Source organism: Alterinioella nitratireducens, assembly GCF_013155465.1.
Classification (GTDB): Bacteria; Pseudomonadota; Alphaproteobacteria; order Rhodobacterales; family Rhodobacteraceae; genus Alterinioella; species Alterinioella nitratireducens.
The window spans coordinates 20,238-39,301 of the sequence record NZ_JABJVX010000018.1; the positions used below are offsets into that span (position 1 = coordinate 20,238).

Annotated in this window: 21 protein-coding genes and 1 tRNA gene; 11 read left to right on the top strand and 11 right to left on the bottom strand. The window is 64.7% G+C overall.

Translation table 11 applies throughout. The features are described from left to right. The first annotated feature begins 117 nt into the window (after positions 1 to 117). From HNS34_RS18385 to HNS34_RS18410, 6 genes are all read left to right on the top strand, one after another. Positions 118 to 1,179 carry a TRAP transporter substrate-binding protein gene (locus tag HNS34_RS18385; RefSeq protein WP_172321560.1) on the top strand — a complete coding sequence of 354 codons (1,062 nt, stop codon included), beginning with the start codon at positions 118 to 120 and terminating at the stop codon, positions 1,177 to 1,179. A gap of 59 nt (positions 1,180 to 1,238) precedes the next feature. Then, positions 1,239 to 2,327: a glycoside hydrolase family 88 protein gene (locus HNS34_RS18390; RefSeq protein ID WP_172321561.1), complete on the top strand. Its 1,089-nt coding sequence runs from the start codon at positions 1,239 to 1,241 to the stop codon at positions 2,325 to 2,327. Between the two features lie 10 nt (positions 2,328 to 2,337). Next, a complete protein-coding gene (locus tag HNS34_RS18395; RefSeq protein WP_172321562.1) occupies positions 2,338 to 3,588 on the top strand; it encodes a flavin-dependent oxidoreductase in 1,251 nt (416 codons plus the stop codon). Positions 3,589 to 3,604: 16 nt separating this feature from the next. Beyond that, the gene (locus HNS34_RS18400) at positions 3,605 to 4,189 is read left to right on the top strand and encodes a TRAP transporter small permease (RefSeq protein WP_172321563.1); all 585 of its coding nucleotides are present in this window, start codon (positions 3,605 to 3,607) and stop codon (positions 4,187 to 4,189) included. Next, the gene (locus HNS34_RS18405; RefSeq protein ID WP_172321564.1) at positions 4,186 to 5,553 is read left to right on the top strand and encodes a TRAP transporter large permease; all 1,368 of its coding nucleotides are present in this window, start codon (positions 4,186 to 4,188) and stop codon (positions 5,551 to 5,553) included. The genes HNS34_RS18400 and HNS34_RS18405 overlap by 4 nt, the downstream gene beginning before the upstream one ends. Before the next feature lie 51 nt (positions 5,554 to 5,604). Beyond that, positions 5,605 to 5,689: transfer RNA gene (locus HNS34_RS18410), tRNA-Leu, on the top strand. A gap of 211 nt (positions 5,690 to 5,900) precedes the next feature. On the opposite strand, the gene HNS34_RS18415 is transcribed toward HNS34_RS18410, so the two are convergent. The 5 genes from HNS34_RS18415 to HNS34_RS18435 form a co-directional block, all read right to left on the bottom strand. After that, positions 5,901 to 6,296 carry a curlin gene (locus tag HNS34_RS18415; RefSeq protein WP_172321565.1) on the bottom strand — a complete coding sequence of 132 codons (396 nt, stop codon included), beginning with the start codon at positions 6,294 to 6,296 and terminating at the stop codon, positions 5,901 to 5,903. Positions 6,297 to 6,390: 94 nt separating this feature from the next. Beyond that, positions 6,391 to 6,777, bottom strand: coding sequence for a curli-like amyloid fiber formation chaperone CsgH (csgH, locus tag HNS34_RS18420; RefSeq protein ID WP_172321566.1), 387 nt, complete (start codon positions 6,775 to 6,777; stop codon positions 6,391 to 6,393). 166 nt (positions 6,778 to 6,943) lie between these two features. Continuing rightward, positions 6,944 to 7,384 (bottom strand): curlin, encoded by a 441-nt coding sequence (locus HNS34_RS18425; protein ID WP_172321567.1) that lies wholly within the window; start codon positions 7,382 to 7,384, stop codon positions 6,944 to 6,946. A gap of 90 nt (positions 7,385 to 7,474) precedes the next feature. Continuing rightward, the gene (gene csgH / locus HNS34_RS18430) at positions 7,475 to 7,867 is read right to left on the bottom strand and encodes a curli-like amyloid fiber formation chaperone CsgH (RefSeq protein ID WP_172321568.1); all 393 of its coding nucleotides are present in this window, start codon (positions 7,865 to 7,867) and stop codon (positions 7,475 to 7,477) included. A gap of 121 nt (positions 7,868 to 7,988) precedes the next feature. Then, a complete protein-coding gene (locus HNS34_RS18435; protein ID WP_214647532.1) occupies positions 7,989 to 8,429 on the bottom strand; it encodes a hypothetical protein in 441 nt (146 codons plus the stop codon). A 540-nt stretch (positions 8,430 to 8,969) separates the two neighbouring features. Between HNS34_RS18435 and HNS34_RS18440 the strand changes: the two genes are divergently transcribed. From HNS34_RS18440 to HNS34_RS18460, 5 genes are read left to right on the top strand one after another with little or no spacing between them, the layout of a single operon-like run. After that, complete coding sequence (locus HNS34_RS18440) at positions 8,970 to 9,587, top strand: DUF4178 domain-containing protein (protein ID WP_172321569.1); 618 nt, start codon at positions 8,970 to 8,972, stop codon at positions 9,585 to 9,587. Then, entirely contained in the window at positions 9,584 to 10,876 is a 1,293-nt protein-coding gene (locus HNS34_RS18445) for a DUF4178 domain-containing protein (RefSeq protein ID WP_172321570.1), read from the top strand. The genes HNS34_RS18440 and HNS34_RS18445 overlap by 4 nt, the downstream gene beginning before the upstream one ends. A gap of 1 nt (position 10,877) precedes the next feature. Next, complete coding sequence (locus HNS34_RS18450) at positions 10,878 to 11,042, top strand: hypothetical protein (protein WP_172321571.1); 165 nt, start codon at positions 10,878 to 10,880, stop codon at positions 11,040 to 11,042. A 12-nt stretch (positions 11,043 to 11,054) separates the two neighbouring features. Further along, complete coding sequence (locus tag HNS34_RS18455; RefSeq protein WP_172321572.1) at positions 11,055 to 11,279, top strand: DUF350 domain-containing protein; 225 nt, start codon at positions 11,055 to 11,057, stop codon at positions 11,277 to 11,279. 22 nt (positions 11,280 to 11,301) lie between these two features. Further along, positions 11,302 to 12,843: a polyamine aminopropyltransferase gene (locus HNS34_RS18460; protein ID WP_172321573.1), complete on the top strand. Its 1,542-nt coding sequence runs from the start codon at positions 11,302 to 11,304 to the stop codon at positions 12,841 to 12,843. A 19-nt stretch (positions 12,844 to 12,862) separates the two neighbouring features. On the opposite strand, the gene speD is transcribed toward HNS34_RS18460, so the two are convergent. The 6 genes from speD to HNS34_RS18490 are packed head-to-tail and all read right to left on the bottom strand — an operon-like array spanning position 12,863 to position 18,742. Next, a complete protein-coding gene (gene speD, locus HNS34_RS18465; RefSeq protein ID WP_172321574.1) occupies positions 12,863 to 13,234 on the bottom strand; it encodes an adenosylmethionine decarboxylase in 372 nt (123 codons plus the stop codon). Further along, a complete protein-coding gene (locus tag HNS34_RS18470; protein WP_172321575.1) occupies positions 13,231 to 14,250 on the bottom strand; it encodes an ABC transporter ATP-binding protein in 1,020 nt (339 codons plus the stop codon). Before HNS34_RS18470 ends, speD begins: the two co-directional genes overlap by 4 nt. Next, positions 14,247 to 15,221, bottom strand: a complete 975-nt coding sequence (locus tag HNS34_RS18475) for an oligopeptide/dipeptide ABC transporter ATP-binding protein (RefSeq protein WP_172321576.1) — start codon at positions 15,219 to 15,221, stop codon at positions 14,247 to 14,249. The genes HNS34_RS18470 and HNS34_RS18475 overlap by 4 nt, the downstream gene beginning before the upstream one ends. After that, positions 15,221 to 16,138 carry an ABC transporter permease subunit gene (locus HNS34_RS18480; protein ID WP_172321577.1) on the bottom strand — a complete coding sequence of 306 codons (918 nt, stop codon included), beginning with the start codon at positions 16,136 to 16,138 and terminating at the stop codon, positions 15,221 to 15,223. The genes HNS34_RS18475 and HNS34_RS18480 overlap by 1 nt, the downstream gene beginning before the upstream one ends. A 4-nt stretch (positions 16,139 to 16,142) precedes the next feature. Then, a complete protein-coding gene (gene oppB / locus HNS34_RS18485; RefSeq protein ID WP_172321578.1) occupies positions 16,143 to 17,066 on the bottom strand; it encodes an oligopeptide ABC transporter permease OppB in 924 nt (307 codons plus the stop codon). Between the two features lie 56 nt (positions 17,067 to 17,122). After that, positions 17,123 to 18,742, bottom strand: a complete 1,620-nt coding sequence (locus tag HNS34_RS18490; RefSeq protein WP_172321579.1) for a peptide ABC transporter substrate-binding protein — start codon at positions 18,740 to 18,742, stop codon at positions 17,123 to 17,125. Between the last annotated feature and the right edge of the window lie 322 nt (positions 18,743 to 19,064).

Sequence of the window (19,064 nt, forward strand, 5' to 3'; positions counted from 1 at the left end):
TGCAAACCACCGTAACGGGAGGCGGGGCAGAGGCTGGCGAAGACCGAAGAAAAGCCTTTGCAGACCGCACCCGATTTGCGTCTACGATACGATGTCACCAATTTTGGGAGGATAGGCATGACAAAGACCTTAACCACAGCGGCACTCAGCGCGCTGGCCCTGACCATGGCGGCCGCACCCGTCTCGGCGCAGGATGCGGAAGTGACGCTGCGCTGCCAGCATTTCCTGTCGCCGCTGGGCTCGATCCCGCGCTATTTCATCGAGCCCTGGGCCGAAGCGATCGAGGAGCAGTCGGATGGCCGGATCGACGTGGAAATCTATCCCGCGATGCAGCTTGGCGGCGCCCCGCCCGCGCTGTACGACCAGATCCGCGATGGGGTGATTGATTGCGGTTGGGCGATCCCGTCCTACACGCCGGGCCGCTTCCCCGAGGCAGAGGCCATGGAACTGCCCTTCATGACCACCATGAACGCCGAGGACAGCAGCCGCGCCGCCTGGGCGTTCACGCAGGAATACCTGGCCGAACAGCGGTTCGGCGATGTGCAACTGATGGCTGTTCACGTGCATGGCCCCGGTGTCATCCACCTGGCCGGTGACCCGATCGAGGAGGTCGCCGATTTCGATGGGCTGCAACTGCGCGGCCCGTCGCGTCAGGCCAACGCGCTGCTGGAACGTCTGGGCGCCACGCCCGTCGGCATGCCGGTCCCGGCCTTCCCCGAGGCGCTGAGCCGCGGTGTGGTCGATGGCGGCGTCATCCCGTGGGAGGTCGTGCCGCCGCTGCGCGTGCATGAACTGGCCAATAGCCACACCCAGATCGGCGGTGACCGGGCGCTCTACAACACCTATTTCATCTGGGCGATGAACCGGGATGTGTATGAGGGCCTGCCCGACGACCTGCGCGCCGTGATCGACGCCAATTCCGGGATCGAGACCTCGGCCGATGCGGGCCGCGCGATGGATATCGGCGACACCGCCGGCGAGGAAACGACCGCGGCCACGGGCAATACCATCGTGACGCTGTCGGACGATGTCGTGGCCGAGATGCGGGCCATCGGCGACGCAGTGATCGCCAACTGGATCGAGGAGATGAACGGCCTCGGACTGGACGGCGCGCAGATCGTCGAGGATGCCCGCGGATATATTGCCGAGTATGAAGGCCAGATCGCGGAAGACATGTAAGACGGGATCGGGCGCGCCGGGAACACCTGGCGCGCCCATCCACCTCCGGGGGCAGGGACATGGAGTATTCATCGGCACTGGCGGCGTTGCTGGCCCGCGTTGAGGAGACGCGCGACCAGATCGGCGATGCCTGGCCCTATCATGCCGACCCCGAAACCGGCGTCTGGGACACCGTCGATGACGGCGACTGGTGCGGCGGGCATTGGGTCGAGTGCCTGCGCATCGCGGGCCGGCTGCTGGGCAAGCCCGAATTGATCGAGGAGGCGCGCGCCCGCACGGAAGCCCTACGCCCCAAGCTGGAGAAGGACGACCAGTTTCGCGGCCACAGATTCTACTATTCCGCCGCGCGGCTTCATGCCGAAACCGGCGATCCCAACCTGCGCACGCTGGCGTTGGCCGCCGCCTATTCCATGCGCGCCATGGCGATCCCGCAAAACGGGGCCATGCCGATCGGCCATGAGGTGCAGGTCAAGTCCACCACGCTGGCCAGCCGCCGGATCGTGGCCATCGACAATGTCCATCCCAACCTGCGGCTTGATTTCTGGGCCGCCGCCGAAACCGGCGATCCGGTTTTCCGCGAAGGCGCGATGCGGCATCTCGATGTGACCATCCGCGATTTCCTGCGCCCTGATGGCTCCTCAATCGAATTCATCGAATATCACCAGACCGAGGACCGGATACTGCGCCATTTCACCCTTCTGGGCGTGGATGACGACAGTTGCTGGAGCCGCGGCCAGGCCTGGGCCATCGCGGGCTTCCTGCGCGCCTGGCAGGAGTTCGGCGAGACCCGATACCGCGATGCGGGCCGCGCCGTTCTCGGCTATTGGCAGGGCAAGAGCGGCCATGCCGTGCCGCCCTGGGATTTCGCCGATCCGGACGGGCCGCTCGACACCTCGGCCAGCGCCATCGTGGTGGAGCAACTGGCCCGCATGGCGGTCGATTGCGACAACTCGGAGGCGCTGGAATTTCTCGACGCGATGGATCCGATGCTGGAGGCGCTGATTGCCCATATCCAGCCCACCGGGCGGCTGGTCAATGGCTGTTTCAACCAGCCGAAGGAATTTGCCAACCGGTCGGAACTGATCTGGGGCAGCGCCTACCTGCTGATAGCGCTGTCCTATCTGGAGGAGGGGCGGGTGATATGCTGAGGGCGCGACCATGACGGTGATCATCGCAGGCGGCGGTATTGGCGGGCTCAGCCTCGGGCTGTCCCTGCATCAACTGGGTATTCCCTTCCACGTCGTCGAGGCGGTGGCGCATGTGAAGCCGCTGGGCGTCGGCATCAACCTGCAACCGCATTCGGTGCGCGAGCTGTTCGAGCTTGGCCTGGAATCGGAGTTGGACAAGATCGGGCTGCGCACCGAGGAGGTCGCCTATTTCTCGGCCCAAGGCCAGCTCATCTGGTCCGAGCCGCGCGGGATGGAGGCGGGCTATCGCTGGCCGCAATACTCGATCCATCGCGGCGAGTTGCAGTTCCTGCTCTACCGCGAGCTTCTGCGCCGCTGCGGCCCGGAGGTCATCACCACCGGCGCGGCGCTGAAGGGCTGGCGCGAGGATGCGAATGGCGTGACCGTCGCGCTTGAGAACCGGCGCACCGGCGAGGCGCTGGGGGATATGCGCGGCGCGGTCCTCATTGGCGCGGACGGCATCAACTCGACCGTGCGCGCCACGCTCTACCCGGGGGAAGGGGCCGCGAAATGGCGCGGCACGATGATGTGGCGCGGCGTGACGAGGGGAAAACGCTTTTTCACCGGGCGCACCATGGCGATGGCGGGCACGGCGGATCGCAAATTCGTCTGCTACCCGATCCAGGATCACCCCGATGGCGAACAGCGCATCAACTGGATTGCCGACCTGTCGCGCCCGGCGGATTATCCCTGGAACCGGCAGGACTGGAACCGCGAGGGGCACCTGTCCGATTTCGCGCCCGCATTCGCCGATTGGCGCTTTGACTGGCTGGACATCCCCGCCCTGATCGAGGCGGCGGAAGGCGTCTGGGAATACCCGATGGTCGACCGCGACCCGCTGCCGCGCTGGAGCCATGGGCGCGTCACGCTGCTGGGCGATGCGGCGCATGCGATGTATCCCATCGGTTCCAACGGCGCGACACAGGCGATCATCGACGCCCGCGTGCTGGCGCGCGAGTTGAACCGGGCGGGCGGGCCGCAGGCGCTGGCCGCCTATGACGCGGCGCGGCGCGAGGCGGTCAACAAGCTGGTGGAGCTCAACCGGGGCGATGGGCCCGACAAGGTGCTGGACGAGGTCGCGGCCCGCGCGCCGGACGGGTTCGACGACATCTCGGATGTGATGAGCGCCGAGGAACTGGACAATATCGCCCGCAGCTACAAGGCCGTTGCCGGGTTCGACGTGGACAAGTTGAACGCGCGCGGCCCGCTGATCGAAGGCTAGGAAAGGGAACGAGACTATGGGGTTGGCACCTGAATTGGAACGGTCCATCGGCCGGGGGATCGAGCGGTTCGCCCGCTACCTTGCCTATGGCGGTGGCATCGTGCTGGCGGCGGTCGCGCTGATGGTCGTGGCTTCGGTCATCGGTCGGGCGCTGGATGGCTTCGGCCTTTCCCCGGTGCGCGGCGATTACGAGCTTGTGCAGACGGGCTGTGGCCTCGCGGTCTTCGCCTTCCTGCCCTGGTGCCAGTTCAATCGCGGCCATGTCAGCGTCGATATCCTGGTGACGCAGTTTCCGATGCGCAGTCAGGCGTTTTTCGGCCTCATCGGCGACATCCTGATCACGCTGGCCGCCTTTGTCATCGCCTGGCGGATATGGGCGGGCTTCGGCGAGAAATTCCCCTATGGCAGCGACGGCCTGCGCGAGGCATTGAGCATGGGCCATCGCCCGTTCTTCCCCGAAACCACCTATGAGCTGTCGATCCCGATGTGGATTCCCTTCGGCCTGGCCTTCCTCTTTTCGGCCCTCTTCTTCCTTACCGCGCTCTACACCGTGTGGCGCGCGCTCAACTGGACCCTTCAGGGCCGGGAGCAACTGGCATGACCGGTCTTGAACTTGCCATCGCGGCCTTTGCCCTCATGCTGGTGGCGATCTTCTTTCGGGCGCCCATCGGCGTGGCCATGGGGATCACCGGCTTCGTTGGCACCTGGTATTACCTCGGCAACCCGAACGCGCCGCTTTCCCTGATGAAATCGCTGACCTACGAGACCTTCTCCAGCTACTCTCTGTCGATCGTTCCGCTCTTCCTTCTGATGGGACAATTCGCAACGAAATCAGGCATGTCGGCGGCATTGTTCAAGGCGGCGTCCGACTGGCTCGGGCACCGGCGGGGCGGTGTCGCCATGGCCGCCGTGGGGGCCTGCGCGGGGTTCGGCGCGGTCTGTGGCTCGTCGCTGGCCACCGCCTCGACCATGGGCCAGGTGGCACTGCCCGAGATGCGCAAGCGCGGCTATGCCGACAGCCTTTCGACCGGGGTTCTGGCCGCGGGCGGCACACTTGGCATCTTGATCCCGCCCTCGATCATCCTGGTGATCTACGCCATCCTGGCCGAGCAGAATATCGTCAAGATGTTTATCGCGGCGCTGGTGCCGGGCATCCTGGCGGCACTTGGCTATATGCTGACAGTGGCAATCTACTGCTGGTTCAAGCCCGATGCCGGCCCCGCGCTGGACCGCGTGCCGATGGGCCGGCGCATCCGCGACCTGGGCCAGATCTGGCCCGTGGTGGTGATCTTCGGCCTCGTCATGGGCGGGATCGCGGCGGACTGGAACTGGACGCAGGAGGGGGTTCAGGCCCTCTTCACCCCCACCGAAGGCGCCGCCGTGGGCGCCGTGGCGACCGGGATTTACGGCGTGTTTTCAGGCGGTCTGACCTGGCGCGGCTTCCTCGATTCGGTGTTGTCGGCGGCCAGCTCCACCGCGATGATCTTCTTCATCGTGTTGGGCGCGCATATGTTCAACTCGTTCCTCGCCTTCACCAACGCGCCGCAGCAACTGGCCGACTGGATCAGCGGCCAGGGTTTCGCGCCGCTTCTGGTGCTGACGATCATGCTGGCGACCTACCTCGTGTTCGGCTGCGTGATGGATTCGCTCAGCATGATCCTGCTGACCATCCCGATCTTCTTTCCCATCGTGCAGGCGCTGGACTGGGAGATCCTGGGCTATGCGATGAACCAGGAGCAATCGGCGATCTGGTTCGGTATCCTGGCGCTGATCGTGGTCGAGGTCGGGCTGATCACGCCGCCGGTGGGCATCAACCTCTTCATCATCAACTCGATGGCGCGCGACATTCCGATTGCCCGGACCTATGCGGGCGTCGCGCCCTTCGTGGCCTCGGACCTCATCCGCGTCGTGGTGCTGGTGGCCTTCCCCGGTATCACGCTGTGGCTGGTGGGCGTGATGTTCTGACGATGGGATATTGACGATGCGGGGGCGGGCGACTAGACCCACCTTCGCGTTGCCCGAGTGGCGGAATTGGTAGACGCAGGGGATTCAAAATCCCCCGCCGCAAGGCTTGTCGGTTCGAGTCCGACCTCGGGTACCATCGGTCGTTCTGGCAAGAACGACCAAGGCGGCAGTCGCTCTGCAAGAGCGACGAGAGCCAACATCAGAAATCCCGCAAGAGACCGCGACGGCCACTCCGCGCCTTGCATGGGCGATGAGAGCCTCATCCCCCACGAAAAACGCGCCCCCTGAAATCTCAGGAGGCGCGCTATTGGCGTTTCGACTGGGGGTGGGGTCCAGGATCTTCCCGATCAGTCGAGGCCAACCTGAAACAGCAGGCCGGTCTGGCAGCCGTCGCCCTGGGCGACATTGGCGTTTGCACCGTTGCCGAACTGGAAGATGCCGTAGCTGTCGCAGCCGTTCTGGCTCAGCGTGCCGCTATTGCCGTTGCCTTCCTGATAGATAACGCCCTGGTTGCCACCGCCGGACTGGCCGAGGCCGGCACCATTGCCGTTGCCGTTCTGCAAAACCTGCGCCGGATCGCCGCCATTGGCGATCTGGAAAATGCCAAGACCCAGGCGGATCATGTTGGCCTCTTCGGCATTGGTGGGGTTCACCTCGAAGCTGAGGGTGCCACCGGCCATTGCGGCGGGGGCGGCGAGCGTGGTCAGGGCGAGGGTGGCGGCGATGAAGGTCTTGCGGATCATGGGTCTGGTTCCTTTGAATAAATTTGCTGTTGGCTGGTGTCTCTGTGTTGATGATTCTACTTTAGTGTCTGAAAGACACTAAGTCAACACCGAATTACAGGTTGGTGGCACAATTATAGGTCGCGCCGTTCACCGACAGGACCATGCTGGCGTCGTAGCGCGACGGATCGCCCGACAGGTTGGCCTGGCCCAGGGTCACGATCTCGCCTTCGCGGGCCGAGAACGCGCCGCCCTGGCGGATATTGGTGCCACCGCCCGACAGCGTCAGGGCATAGGTGCCGGTCATGGCCTCATGGGCCTGAACCCGGCCCTGGAAATGCACCATGGCGCCGGTCTGCTCGACGGCGATGTCGCAGGCCAGCGGGGCCGTGGCGGCGGCGGTGGTCGTGGTCGCGTTGCTGACGGCAGCGATCCCCAGGCCGGCCAGGATCACGGCGGCGGGAAGGGCGGTGCGCAGGTTGAGGATATTTGCGTAAGTCATTGAAGAAGTATCCTTTTGTTGGTGGTCAGGCGGGGGCCTTGACGCGGGGAGGGGGTGTGAGACGGCTGCAAACCGGGGGAAATCGGAAAAGGATGGGGCACAAGATCCGGGGGGCGGGGGCGGGATCACCGCTCCGCCCCCCGGGGGATTGTCGATGCCGATCGGCTTAGTTCTGGACGATCACGGCGGTGTTGCCGGTGCCGACCTGGCTGGAGGAGGCCGAGTTGCCATAGCCGTTCTGGATGATGGCGACGCCGTTGCCATAGCCGAGCTGGCCGGTCGAGGCGGAGTTGTAGGCGCCGTTCTGGGCGATGCCGGACACGTTGCCCGAGCCGTAGGTCGCCGCGGAGGCCGCGTTGCCATAGCCGGTCTGGCCGATCACGGTGGTGTTCCAGTTGCCGTTCTGGGTGGCGGCGGCGCTGTTGTAGTTGCCGTTCTGGTAGATGCCCATGTCGTTGAACCACCCGGTCTGTGCACCGGCGGCGGCGTTACCCACGCCCCACTGCTGGACGTTGACATAGGAGCCGTTGGCAGAGGCGGCACCTGCGACGGGCAGGGCGATCATCAGGGACAGGGCGGCGGTCTTGAAGAGCTTGGAGAAAGTCATTTTGAAAAGATCCTTTGGGTTGGTGGGTTGAATGGTCTTGGTTGCGATGAAACTAATTTAGTGTGCTTTGCACACTAAGTCAAGAACTTTTTACTGGGTGGCGGCACAATTGTAGGTGCTGCCGTTCACGGAAAGGGTCAGGGCCGCGCCGGTGCGGGCGGGAGTGCCGGACAGGTTGGCCTGGCCGATCGTGACGGTTTCGCCGGCGCGGGCGGAGAACGGCCCGCCCTGGGCGATATTGGTGCCGGGCCCGGTCAGGCGCAGGCTGTAGGTTCCGGAAACCGCCTCATTGGCGTGGACGCGGCCCTGGTAGGTGACCGTGGCGCCGCTCTGGGTGACGGCGATGTCGCAGGAAAGCGGTCCGGCGGAGGAGGGGCGCGGGGTGGTTGCGGTCGCGGTGCACGCGGCGGTCAGACCGAGCCCGGCGAGAAAAACGGAGGCCTTGGCCAGTCGACGAATTTTCGGGGCGGTGAAGGGGGTCATGACTCTGATCCTTAGGGCGCGGTGCTGCGGAAAAATCTTGGCGTCGTGCTTGGGGTCGTGAAGGAAGGCGCGCGGGGGGCAGGGAGGGCACTCTGCCCCCCGCGCTTCAGGGTCATCGGGCTTAGTGCTGGACGATGACCGAGACGTTGCCGGAGCCGACCTGAGTGGCCGAGGCGTTGTTGCCGTTGCCCATCTGGATCACGCCGATGGCGTTGCCATTGCCGAGCTGGCCAATATCGGCGGTGTTGCCATTGCCCTGCTGGGCGATGCCGACGATGTTGCCCGAGCCGATGGTCGTGGCCGATGCGCCGTTGCCGTACCCGGTCTGGCCAACAACAGTGGTGTTGAAGTTGCCGTCCTGGCTGGCGATGGTCGTGTTGTAGGCACCGTTCTGGTAGATGCCCATGTCGTTGAGGAACCCGGTCTGTGCGCCGGCGGCGCCGTTGCCGTAGCCATACTGCTGGACGTTGACATAGGAGCCGTTGGCCGAAGCTGCACCTGCGACGGGCAGGGCGATCATCAGGGTCAGGGCGGCGGTCTTGAGGGTCTTGGAGAAAGTCATTGTGAAAAGTCCTCTTCGGGGGTCGGTGTGAATGGGTTGATGCGTTCGTCTTGATGTTGCGGGGGTCGCATGTCGTTTCGGGTTTGGGCGGCGTCTGCATCGTGGCGTCAGCCGATGACCAACACTTGGCCCGATCCGCCGGGGTCAGACAATATCGGCGCGGAGAAAGCTGATAACAGCGAGTTAGTCATTGGATAACACGAACTCAGACGGGAATGTTATTGGATAACAGGAGTATATAAATGCAGTTATATCAGTATGATAATGGGTCGCTCCGAATGTCTTCCCGATCCGCTCAAGCATGTTCGTGTAAAAATGCCCAAAATTATTCTCGAAACCGATAACACGGGCCAAACCGTGCGCACGCCGATAACAATTCAATAACGTGTAAAAAACACACTAAGACGACTCGTCCTACGCGTCCGACCCCTGGAATCCCCCGACTGATTCCCCCGCTTCCACCTTCACCCGAATCGTGCCGCGCCGCCCCGTCGGCCAGCTTGCGGTTGAAAATTCCGTCGGTCCGGGCAATCTGGGCGCATGAGGCCCTTCAACTGCCCCAATTGCGGTGACACCGTCGCCCCTGCCCTCGCGCGGGTGAAGATGATGACCTGTCCGTCATGCGGCACCACGCTGCTGTTGGAGGATGAGGCCGTGCGCCTGGCGGGGCGCGAAGGCGTCATGCACGCTGTGCCGACGCTGATCGGCCTGGGCGACAGCGTGACGCTCGGGCGCAGCACCGTCGAGATCCACGGCCATGCGCGATTCTCCTACGGGCGCGGGTTCTGGGACGAGTTCTGGGGCGTGACCGGTTCGGGCGCGTCGCGGTGGGTCTCGGTCGATGAGGGCGACGTGGTCTATCAGCGCCCGCTGGAACCGGAGGATTGGCCGCGCCATAACGGGCATTTCCGTACCGATGGGCACCTGATCGCGGCCGGTGACGAGTTCGACATCCTCGAACTGGACAGCGCCGAATGCGTCGCCGTCGCGGGCTCCTTCGACGAGGCGCTTATGGTGGGCGAGACCTACCGCTTCGTGAACGCTCAATCGCCGCGCGGCAGGCTCCTGTCCGGCGAGATCTGGCAGGGCGGCGAAAGCTGGTTCCTGGGCGACTGGTTTGACCCGTTCGAGATCACCGTGCGGAAGGCCCCGGTATGAGCCGCGCGCCCGAACTGACCACGATCAACTGCACCTCCTGCGGGGCGGGGCTGGACGTGCTTGGCGGCGGCCGCGTCGTGGCCCATATCTGCGGCTATTGCGGGGCCGAGCTGGACGCGCAGCATGATTACCAGGTTCTGGCCAGGTTCGACGGGCTGGAACGGCCCGATTCCCCCTTCAGGATCGGCATGACCGGCACGCTTTTCGGCGTCCAGTACACCGTGATCGGCACGCTGGAGCATCGCGAGAGATGGGGCGCGCAGGTCTGGACCTGGATCGACCACCAGCTTTTCTCGCCGACCCACGGCTATGCCTGGATCACGGTCGAGGAGGGCCACCTGGTCTTTACCCGCCGCTACCGCCGCCCGGTCTGGATGTCGGTGGCCAGGGTCGAAACCTCCGAGCATCGCCCGTCGGTCTCGTCGCGCGGGCAGCGCTACAATTACTACGAGACATCGACCAGTGAGATCACCTTCGCCGAGGGGGAGTTCACCTGGGCCCCGCGCATCGGCGACCGCACCACGACGGTCAGCGCGCTTGGCACCGACGCCATGCTTGGCTTTTCCGAGACCGGGACCGAACGCGAGGTCTACCGCTCCACCTACCTGCCGCGCGCCGAGGCCGAGGCGGGGTTCGGCATCGACACCGGGTTGCGCCCCCAGGGCATCCACCCGCTGCAAAGCTACAAGGCAGGGCGGCATGACCGCTTCCTGCGCAACACCTGCCTGGCGCTGGCGCTTGTGACGGCCCTCATCGGCCTGTTCATGGGCGGCCGCGACGGCACGACATTCCTGCCCGAACAGCGCTTCGCGGCGAACGCCCTGCCGCAGACCGTCACATTCGACGTCACCGATGCCACCGGCCTCACCGATATTCGCCTGCAAGGCGACGTGCGCAATTCCTGGGCCTATCTGACGGTGGAGCTGGAAGACCCCGAGGGCGAGCCCCTCTTCGAGGCCGGACGCACCGTCGAATATTATTTCGGCCGCGACAGCGACGGCAACTGGAGCGAGGGGCGCAGGTGGTCCACCCTGCGCTTCCGCCCCGAGACAACCGGCACCTACACGATGAATCTGGGGCTAGAGGAACAGGGCCATTGGCCCAATACCAGCGCCGGGGGCGCGGCGCTCAGCCAGGTCACCGTCAGCGTGGCGGGCGGGCGGTCCAGCGGGTTCTGGCTTTACCTGCTTGCCGGCATCTTTGCGCTTGGCGGTGGCAGCTTCCTTGCGCGCCGGTTCTGGCACCACACCCGCCGCTGGCGCGGCTCGGACTGGACGGATGAGGATTGAGATGAGCCTGTTTCGCATAGCCTTTCTGGTCATATCCATCGGTGCCATTGCCGGAACCGGCTATGTCTCCTATCACGGGTGGGGACGGGCCAGCACCGATCTGGATGCCTCGATCCGCCTGGGCAGCGGTGGCATCGGCGGGATCGGCAATTCACGGGTCAAATAAGCGAGGGTTTTCATGGACGCTTTCTGGAATATCGAACTGGCCGAGCTTGTCGGCACCATCTTCTACACCTTCCTGGGCATGGTCCTTATGGCGATCACCTGGCGCATCATCGTCTGGATATCGCCCTTTTCCATCGTCAAGGAGATCGAGGAGGATCAGAACATCGCGCTGGCGGTGCTGATCGGGATGCTCTTTGTCTCCATGGCCATCATCATCGCGGCTGTCATCGTGTCATGAAGGACAGGCAAGGTCGGGTTTCATGACACCAGCCCAAGGCGCGCGGCTGCGCGCGGTCTGGCTGCTGGCCGCGACATTCCTGGTCGCCGTCGCGGGGCTGATCTACGAGCTGATCGCGGCCACACTCTCCAGCTACCTGTTGGGCGATTCGGTGCGCCAGTTCTCGCTGGTGATCGGAATTTTCCTGTCCTCTATGGGGTTGGGCTCGTGGCTCTCGCGCTATGTGGGCCGGGCCTTCGCGGGCTTTGTCTGGGCGCAGATCCTGCTGGGGCTGGTGGGCGGCTTCATGGCGCCCGTGCTGTTCCTGACCTATGCCTGGATGGGCGACGTGTCGGCGCCGCTTTACGCGATGCTCATCGCCGTTGGCGTGTTGTCGGGGATGGAGATCCCCCTCATCGCGCGGGTGCTGAAGGAGGAGGGCGCGGGCGCGTTCCGGTTCGAGAACGTGTTGACGGTGGATTATGTCGGCGCGCTGGCGGCCTCTTTGGCGTTCCCCCTGATCATCATCCCGCAGCTTGGCCTGATGTCGGCAAGCCTGGCCTTCGGCGCGCTCAACCTTGCCGTGGCGGGCCTGTCGCTGTGGATCTTCCGCGACCGGGCCACACGCGCGCAGGCGGGCATCTGGGCGCTGGCCTTCGCCGCCTGCCTCGTGGGCCTCGTGCAATCCGAACGGCTGGTGGCGCTGACCGAGGTGGGGCTTTACGAGGATGACGTGATCCTGTCCGAGGCGACGCCCTACCAGCAGATCACCGTCACCCGCTTTCGCGACCGGGTGCGGTTCTTCCTCGACCAGGCAATCCAGTTCGATACCGTCGACGAATACCGCTATCACGAGCTTCTGGTGCATCCCGCCATGGGGCTGGCCCCGCGCGTTGAAAACGTGCTGATCCTGGGCGGCGGCGATGGCATGGCCGCGCGCGAGGTGCTGCGCCATGACGGGGTGGAGACGATTACTCTGGTCGATCTCGACCCGCGCGTGACGGAGCTTTTCCGCGATCACGCGCAACTTGCGCCGCTCAATGATCACGCGCTCAGCGATCCGCGCGTCACGATCGTCAATCAGGACGCCTGGGAATTCATCGAACATGACGAGGCGCTTTATGACGTGGTGATCATCGACCTGCCGGACCCACGCACCCTGGCGCTGTCGCGGCTCTACACGACGCAGTTCTACGGCCTGCTGGCCGAGCGGCTGACCGGGCAGGGACTTATCGTGACGCAATCGGGATCGCCGCTCTTCGCGCGGGCGGCCTTCTGGTCGATTGTCGAAACCTTCGAGGCCACCCGCAACCCGCAAGACCCCGGAGACGGTCTCAGCGCCTTGCCCTATCACGGCTATGTCCCCAGCTTCGGCGATTGGGGCTTCGTGATCGCCAGCCAGCACGAATTGGCCCCACGCATGCCCGACCTGCCCGAGGGGCTGCGCTTCCTGACGCCGGAAGTCTGGCAAGGGGCGCGGATCTTCGGGGCCGATACCGCACGGGTGGAGGCCGAGCCCAACTCGCTGCAATCGCATCCGCTGCTGGATTACTACCTTGACGGTTGGGCGACCTGGTTTCCGTGATACCCGGCGCGGAATCGGGCTACACCGCGCCGGCGACTTCCTGACCGCGCAGCACCTCGGTGCGCTCAACCCGCTGTGGCTCCAGCACCTTCTCCAGGTACTCCGCCGCCGTCCGCGCATCGGCCTTGCCGCACATGAAGATGTCCACGGCGGCATAATCGCGTTCGGGCCAGGTGTGGATCGAGATATGCGATTCCGCCAGCAGGGCCACGCCGGTGATCCCGCTGCCCTCTCCGAACCCGTGCAAATGGCACGACAGCACCGTGGCACCGGCGGCCTTCGCCGCCCCGCGCAGCGCCGCCTCCATCCGCCTCGCGTCCCGCAGCATCACCGCCCCGTGCAGGTCCAGCAGGATATGGACGCCGGGGGCGAAGGGGGCAGCGCCGCTCATAGCTCGGGCTTGACCCGTGTCAGGGCCTCGCTGCCCAACGGGTAGTGGCAGGCGACCGTGTGGCCCGGTCCGATCTCCTCCAGGTGCAGCTTGCGCGTGGCGCAATCGGGCTGTGCCGCCGGACAGCGGGTGCGGAAGACGCAGCCCGAGGGCGGCGAGAGGGGCGAGGGCAACTCGCCCTCCAGGATCGGCCTTGGCCGCGCCCGTTCCGCCTTGGGCGAGGGGATCGGGATCGAGGAGATCAGCGCCTTGGTATAGTGATGGCGCGGCGCGCTGATCAGCGTCTCGGCATCGGCCAGTTCGACCACCCGGCCCAGATACATCACCGCGATGCGGGTCGAGATATGGCGCACGACGGAAAGATCATGCGCGATGAAGAGGATCGAGAGGCCCATCTCGCGCTGCAACCGGCTGAGCAGGTTCACCACCTGCGCCTGCACGGACACATCCAGTGCCGAAACAGGCTCATCGCAGACCACAAGCTCGGGTTCCGTGATCAACGCGCGGGCAATGCCGATGCGCTGGCACTGGCCGCCGGAAAACTCGTGCGGGTAGCGGTTGAGCAGCGTCGGCAGTAGCCCCACCTTCTCCATCATCTCCTGCACCCGGCGCCGCACCTCCGCCTTGGGCGTGTCGGGGTAGTGCGTGATGTAGGGTTCCGCCACCGCCTGACCCACCGTCATGCGCGGGTTCAGCGCGGCCAGCGGATCCTGAAAGATCATCTGCACATGGCGGCCATGCGCGCGGGCCTTGTCGGGGGGCATTTTCGACAGGTCCTGACCCTTCCACGTGACGGTTCCGCCCGATGCGGGAACCGTGCGCACGATGGCGCGCGCCAGTGTCGACTTGCCCGAGCCGCTTTCGCCCACCAGCCCGAGCGTTTCCCCCGGCGCGATGGACAGCGTCGCGTTCGACACCGCGTGCAGCAGGTCGGGCTTGGTCCAGGGCCAGCCGCCGCGCTTGGGGACGGGGAAGGTGACCGAGAGGTCGTCGATCTCAAGGACAGGTGCGGTCATGTCACGTCCTCCATGTCGGCGTGGCAGGCGCGCAGGTGGGTTCCGGTCACGGTCTCCAGTTTCGGCATGATCTTGGGGCAGGGCTCATGCGCGAGCGGGCAGCGCGCGGTGAAGGGGCAGCCCGGCGGCAGGGCGGTCAGGTCGGGCGGGTCGCCCGGAATGATCTGCAGATCGCGCTGCGGCACGTCAAGGCGCGGCACCGCCTTGAGCAGACCGAGCGTGTAGGGATGGGTCGGGTTCTCGAACACCTCGTCGGTGCTGCCCGTCTCCATCACCCGGCCGCCATACATCACCAGCGTGCGTTCACAGGCCCCTGCGACAATGCCGAGGTCATGCGTGATGAGGATGATTGCGGCCCCGAAATCGCGCTGGATATCGGCCATCAACGCCATGATCTGCGCCTGCACGGTCACATCCAGCGCCGTGGTCGGTTCATCCGCGATCAGAAGTTTCGGCTTACAAAGCAAGGACATGGCGATCATGATCCGCTGCCGCATGCCGCCCGAAAACTCATGCGGATACATGCGCAGCCGCGATTTCGCGTCCGGGATCCGCACCGCATCCAGCATCTTGGCGCTTTCATCCAGCGCGCGGCGCTTCGACAGGCCCTTGTGCAGTTGCAGCACCTCGGCCATCTGGTCGCCCACGCGCATGAACGGGTTCAGCGACGTCATCGGGTCCTGGAAGATCATCGAGATCTTCTCGGCCCGGATCGCGTTCAGCTTTTCCTCGGGCAGGTTCAGGATCTCGCGCCCCTCGAACCTGACCGAGCCCTCGGCGCGCCCGTTCCGGGCCAGCAGCCCGAGCGTCGCAAAGGCCAGCTGCGTCTTGCCTGAGCCGCTTTCGCCGACAATGGCCAGCGTCTCGCCTGCGTCGAGGTCGAATGACAGGCCATTGACGGCGCTGACGGTGCCATCCGGCGTCGAGAATTTCACCGACAGGTCGTCGATCTTCAGAAGGGGCGTCGTCATCAGCGGTCTTTCGGGTCGAGCGCGTCACGCAACCCGTCGCCCACGAAGAAGAAGGCGAAGAGGGTGATCACGAAGAAGAAGAGGGGGAAGCCCAGGATCCACAGAAGGCCGTTATTCATCTCGGCCGCGCCATCATTGATCAGCGCGCCCCAGGAGGTCAGAGGCTCCTGCACGCCGAGGCCGAGGAAGGAGATGAAGCTTTCGTAGATGATCATCGAGGGCACCAGCAGGGTGGAATAGACGATCACCACGCCCAGGAGGTTGGGCACGATATGGCGCATGATGATGGTGAAGGGGCGCACGCCGGTGGCCTGGGCCGCCTCCACGAACTCCTTGCCGCGCAGTGTCAGGGTTTGCCCCCGCGCGATCCGGGCCATGTCCAGCCAGGACACCAACCCGATGCCGATGAAGAGCATCAGCATCGAGCGTCCGAAGACGACCAGAAGCAAGATCAGCACGAACATGTAGGGGATCGACATCAGCACATCGACAATGCGCATCATCAGGTTGTCGAGGCGGCCCCCGAAAAAGCCCGCGACCGCACCGTAAAGCGTGCCGACCCCGACCGCGATCAGCGCGCCGACAATACCCACCATCAGGCTGATCTGCGTGCCTTGCACGGTGCGGGCAAAGAGGTCGCGGCCAAGCGCGTCGGTGCCGAACCAGTGGCCGGTTTCCAGCGATGGGCGCCCCGCATCGCGGACATTGCCCAACACGGCCCAGTCGATATCCTCGTAATTCCACGGCGCGATGAACGGCCCGATGGCGGCGAAGAGCCCCACGGCGATCAGCACGACCAGACCCGAGACAGCGGCGCGGTTGCGAAAGAAACGCGCCCGCGCATCGGCCCAGAGGGACCGGCCCTTGACGGGCGCGGCCTGCGCAAGGTTATCGGCGGCGGTCTTGGTGGCTAGCATGACATCAATACCGGATCTTGGGGTCGATCCAGGCGTAAAGCAGGTCGACCACGAGGTTGAAGAAGATGGTCAGCGCGCCAAGCAGGACGGTGATGCCCATCATCACGCCATAGTCACGGTTGAGCGCCGAGGCGACGAAGAACTGCCCGATGCCGCCCGTCGAGAAATAGACGTCGATCACCACGGAGCCGGTGATCATGCCCACGAAGGCCGGTCCAAGGTAGGAGATCACGGGCAGCAGCGCGGGTTTCAGCGCATGGCGCATGACCACGCGGCGCATCGGCAGGCCCTTGGCGCGCGCCGTGCGGATGTAGTTCGAGGTCAGCACCTCCAGCATCGAGGCCCGCGCGATCCGCGCGATCGAGGCCATGAACGAGGTCGAGAGCGCGATCACCGGCAGGATGATGTATTCCAGTTGCCCGCCCTGCCAGCCGCCGCCCGGCAACCAGCCGAGCCACAGCGTGAAGACCAGCACCAGGATCGGCGCGAGGACGAAGTTGGGCAGCACCTGCGCGCCGACCGAGATGCCGACGGCAAGGTAATCCAGCCAGGTGTTGTGGCGCACGGCGGCGACGATGCCAAGCGTGCCACCAACCAACACGGCGACCACGAAGCTCCAGAACCCGTAGGTGAGCGTCACGGGAAAACCCTGCGCGATCAGGTCGTTTACGTCCTGGTCGCGGTAGATGAAGGAGGGGCCGAAATCGAACTGCGTGACCAGGTTCCAGATGTAGGAGCCGATCTGCACGATAAAGGGCTGATCCAGCCCGTATTGCCGCTCCAGGTTGGCCAGCACGGCGGGCGGCACGCCGCGTTCCGAGGCAAAGGGGCTGCCCGGCGCGGTATACATCAAGATGAAGGTGCCCACGATCAGGATCAGCATGACCGGAATCGCGATCAGCAGGCGTTTGAGAATATAGCTGAGCATGGCGGCCCCCTAAGGGAAGGCGGGGCGCGCCGCAAGGGGCCGCCCCGCCAGATGGGTCACTCGGCGACGCGGTAGATGTCGCGCACGTACCAGTTGTTTTCGACGTTCTCCATCGGCCAGTTCCGGATGGCCGGGTCAAGCACGAAGTTCTGGGTGTAATGGTAGATCGGGATGATCGCCATTTCCTCGGCCAGGATCTCCTCGACGCGGGTATAGTTCGGCTGCGGATCGGCCATGGTGGCGCTCTCGGCCATCAGGCGGTCCACCTCCTCGCTCTGGAACTTGCCGTCATTATTGGCATTGCGCGAGGTCAGCAGGTCGAGGAAGGTCGATGCCTCGTTGTAATCCCCGCACCAGGCCGAACGGGCCACGTCGAAATTCTGGTTGCCGCGAATGTCCAGGTAGCTCTGCCATTCGAAGTTGCTGAGGTTCACCGTCACGCCAAGCGGACGCCACATCTGGCTGACCACGGTGGCGATCTGGCGGTGGTTCTCGGAGGTGTTGTAGATCAGGTCGATCTCGATCGGGTTCGACGGGCCGTATCCGGCCTCTTCCATCAGCTCCATCGCGCGCTGCTGACGCTCTTCCTGCGACCAGCTGGCATAGTCGATCTCGGGCATCTCGAAGCCTGCCGTCGCCCAGTGGGTGAAGTTGTAGGCCGGGGCCTGACCCGCCTGTAGCACCTGGTCGGTGATCACGTTGCGGTTGATCATGTAGGACAGCGCCTGACGCACGCGGGGGTCTTGCAGCGCCTCATGGCCGCTCTCGCTCTGGTTGACGGTGTAGTAATAGGAGCAGAGCCGCGGCACCGAATGGGCGGTCTCGGGCATCTCTTCCTCAAGCTGCGGGTAGGAGCCCGCGGGCAGGTCGTCCATCATGTCGAACTCACCGGCGCGGAACCGGGTCAGCGCCTGGTTGGCATCGTTGATCACCAGGCCGGTGATCTCGTCCATGATGACGCTGTCGGCGTTCCAGTAATTCGGGTTCGGGACCAGGCGGAAGAATTCGTTCACCGCGATTTCATCCAGAATATATGCGCCGTTGGACACGATATTCTCCGGGCTGGTCCAATCGGCGCCATATTCCTCGATGGTGGCCTGATGGGTCGGCATGAAGGTGTAATGCACCACCATCTGCGGGAAATAGGGCAGCGGGGCCTGCAAGGTCACCTGGAGCGTGTAATCGTCCAGCGCCTCGACGGCCAGCTCCTCGGGCGGAATCTCTCCGGCGATGACGGCGGAGGCGCCTTCGATCTGGCTCAACTCGACATACCAGGCATATTCCGACGCGGTGGCGGGGTCGGCGGCGCGGCGCCAGGCATAGACGAAATCCTGCGCCGTCACGGGGTCGCCATTCGACCACATCGCATCCTGGCGCAGGGTAAAGGTCCAGGTCTGGTTGTCCTCCGACGTCCATTCGGTCGCGACACCGGGGCGCAGCTCGCCCTGGTCATCCTGGGTCAGCAGCCCCTCGAAGATCTGGCGCGCGACGTGGCCACCGGCGGTTTCCTCGATCAGTTGCGGGTCGATGGTGGGGAACTGGTCCAGCAGGCGGTAGGAGAAGCTCTGATCCTCGGCCAGCGTCTCGCCGGTTTCGGGATGCGTCTCCTGGGCGAACGCCGCCCCGGACAGGCCAACCGCCAGCGCGGTTGTCATCAGCAACGTGAACTTTGACATTTTTTACTCTCCCAATGTTGGTTTCGACGCCAAAGGGAAAACACCGTAGCTGCTGTCCCAATTGGCGGGATGGGTCATGCTCCGCCAAATCGGGGGGGGATGCAACAGGACCTGTCCAAAAGGTCAGGTATTCTGTCGGGTCTCTCCGGCAAACTGGCAAGAACTTGCCACATGGTGCGGGCTGACCCCGCGGCGTCCGGTGTCGAATGGGCGTGACGCATCCGGCAATCGCGCGTAATCAGGCAGAAAACGTATGGCCCGCCCCGGTTGCAAGCGACGATTGGGTGACGGCGTAATCAGTCTGCACAAACGTATCCGGCAT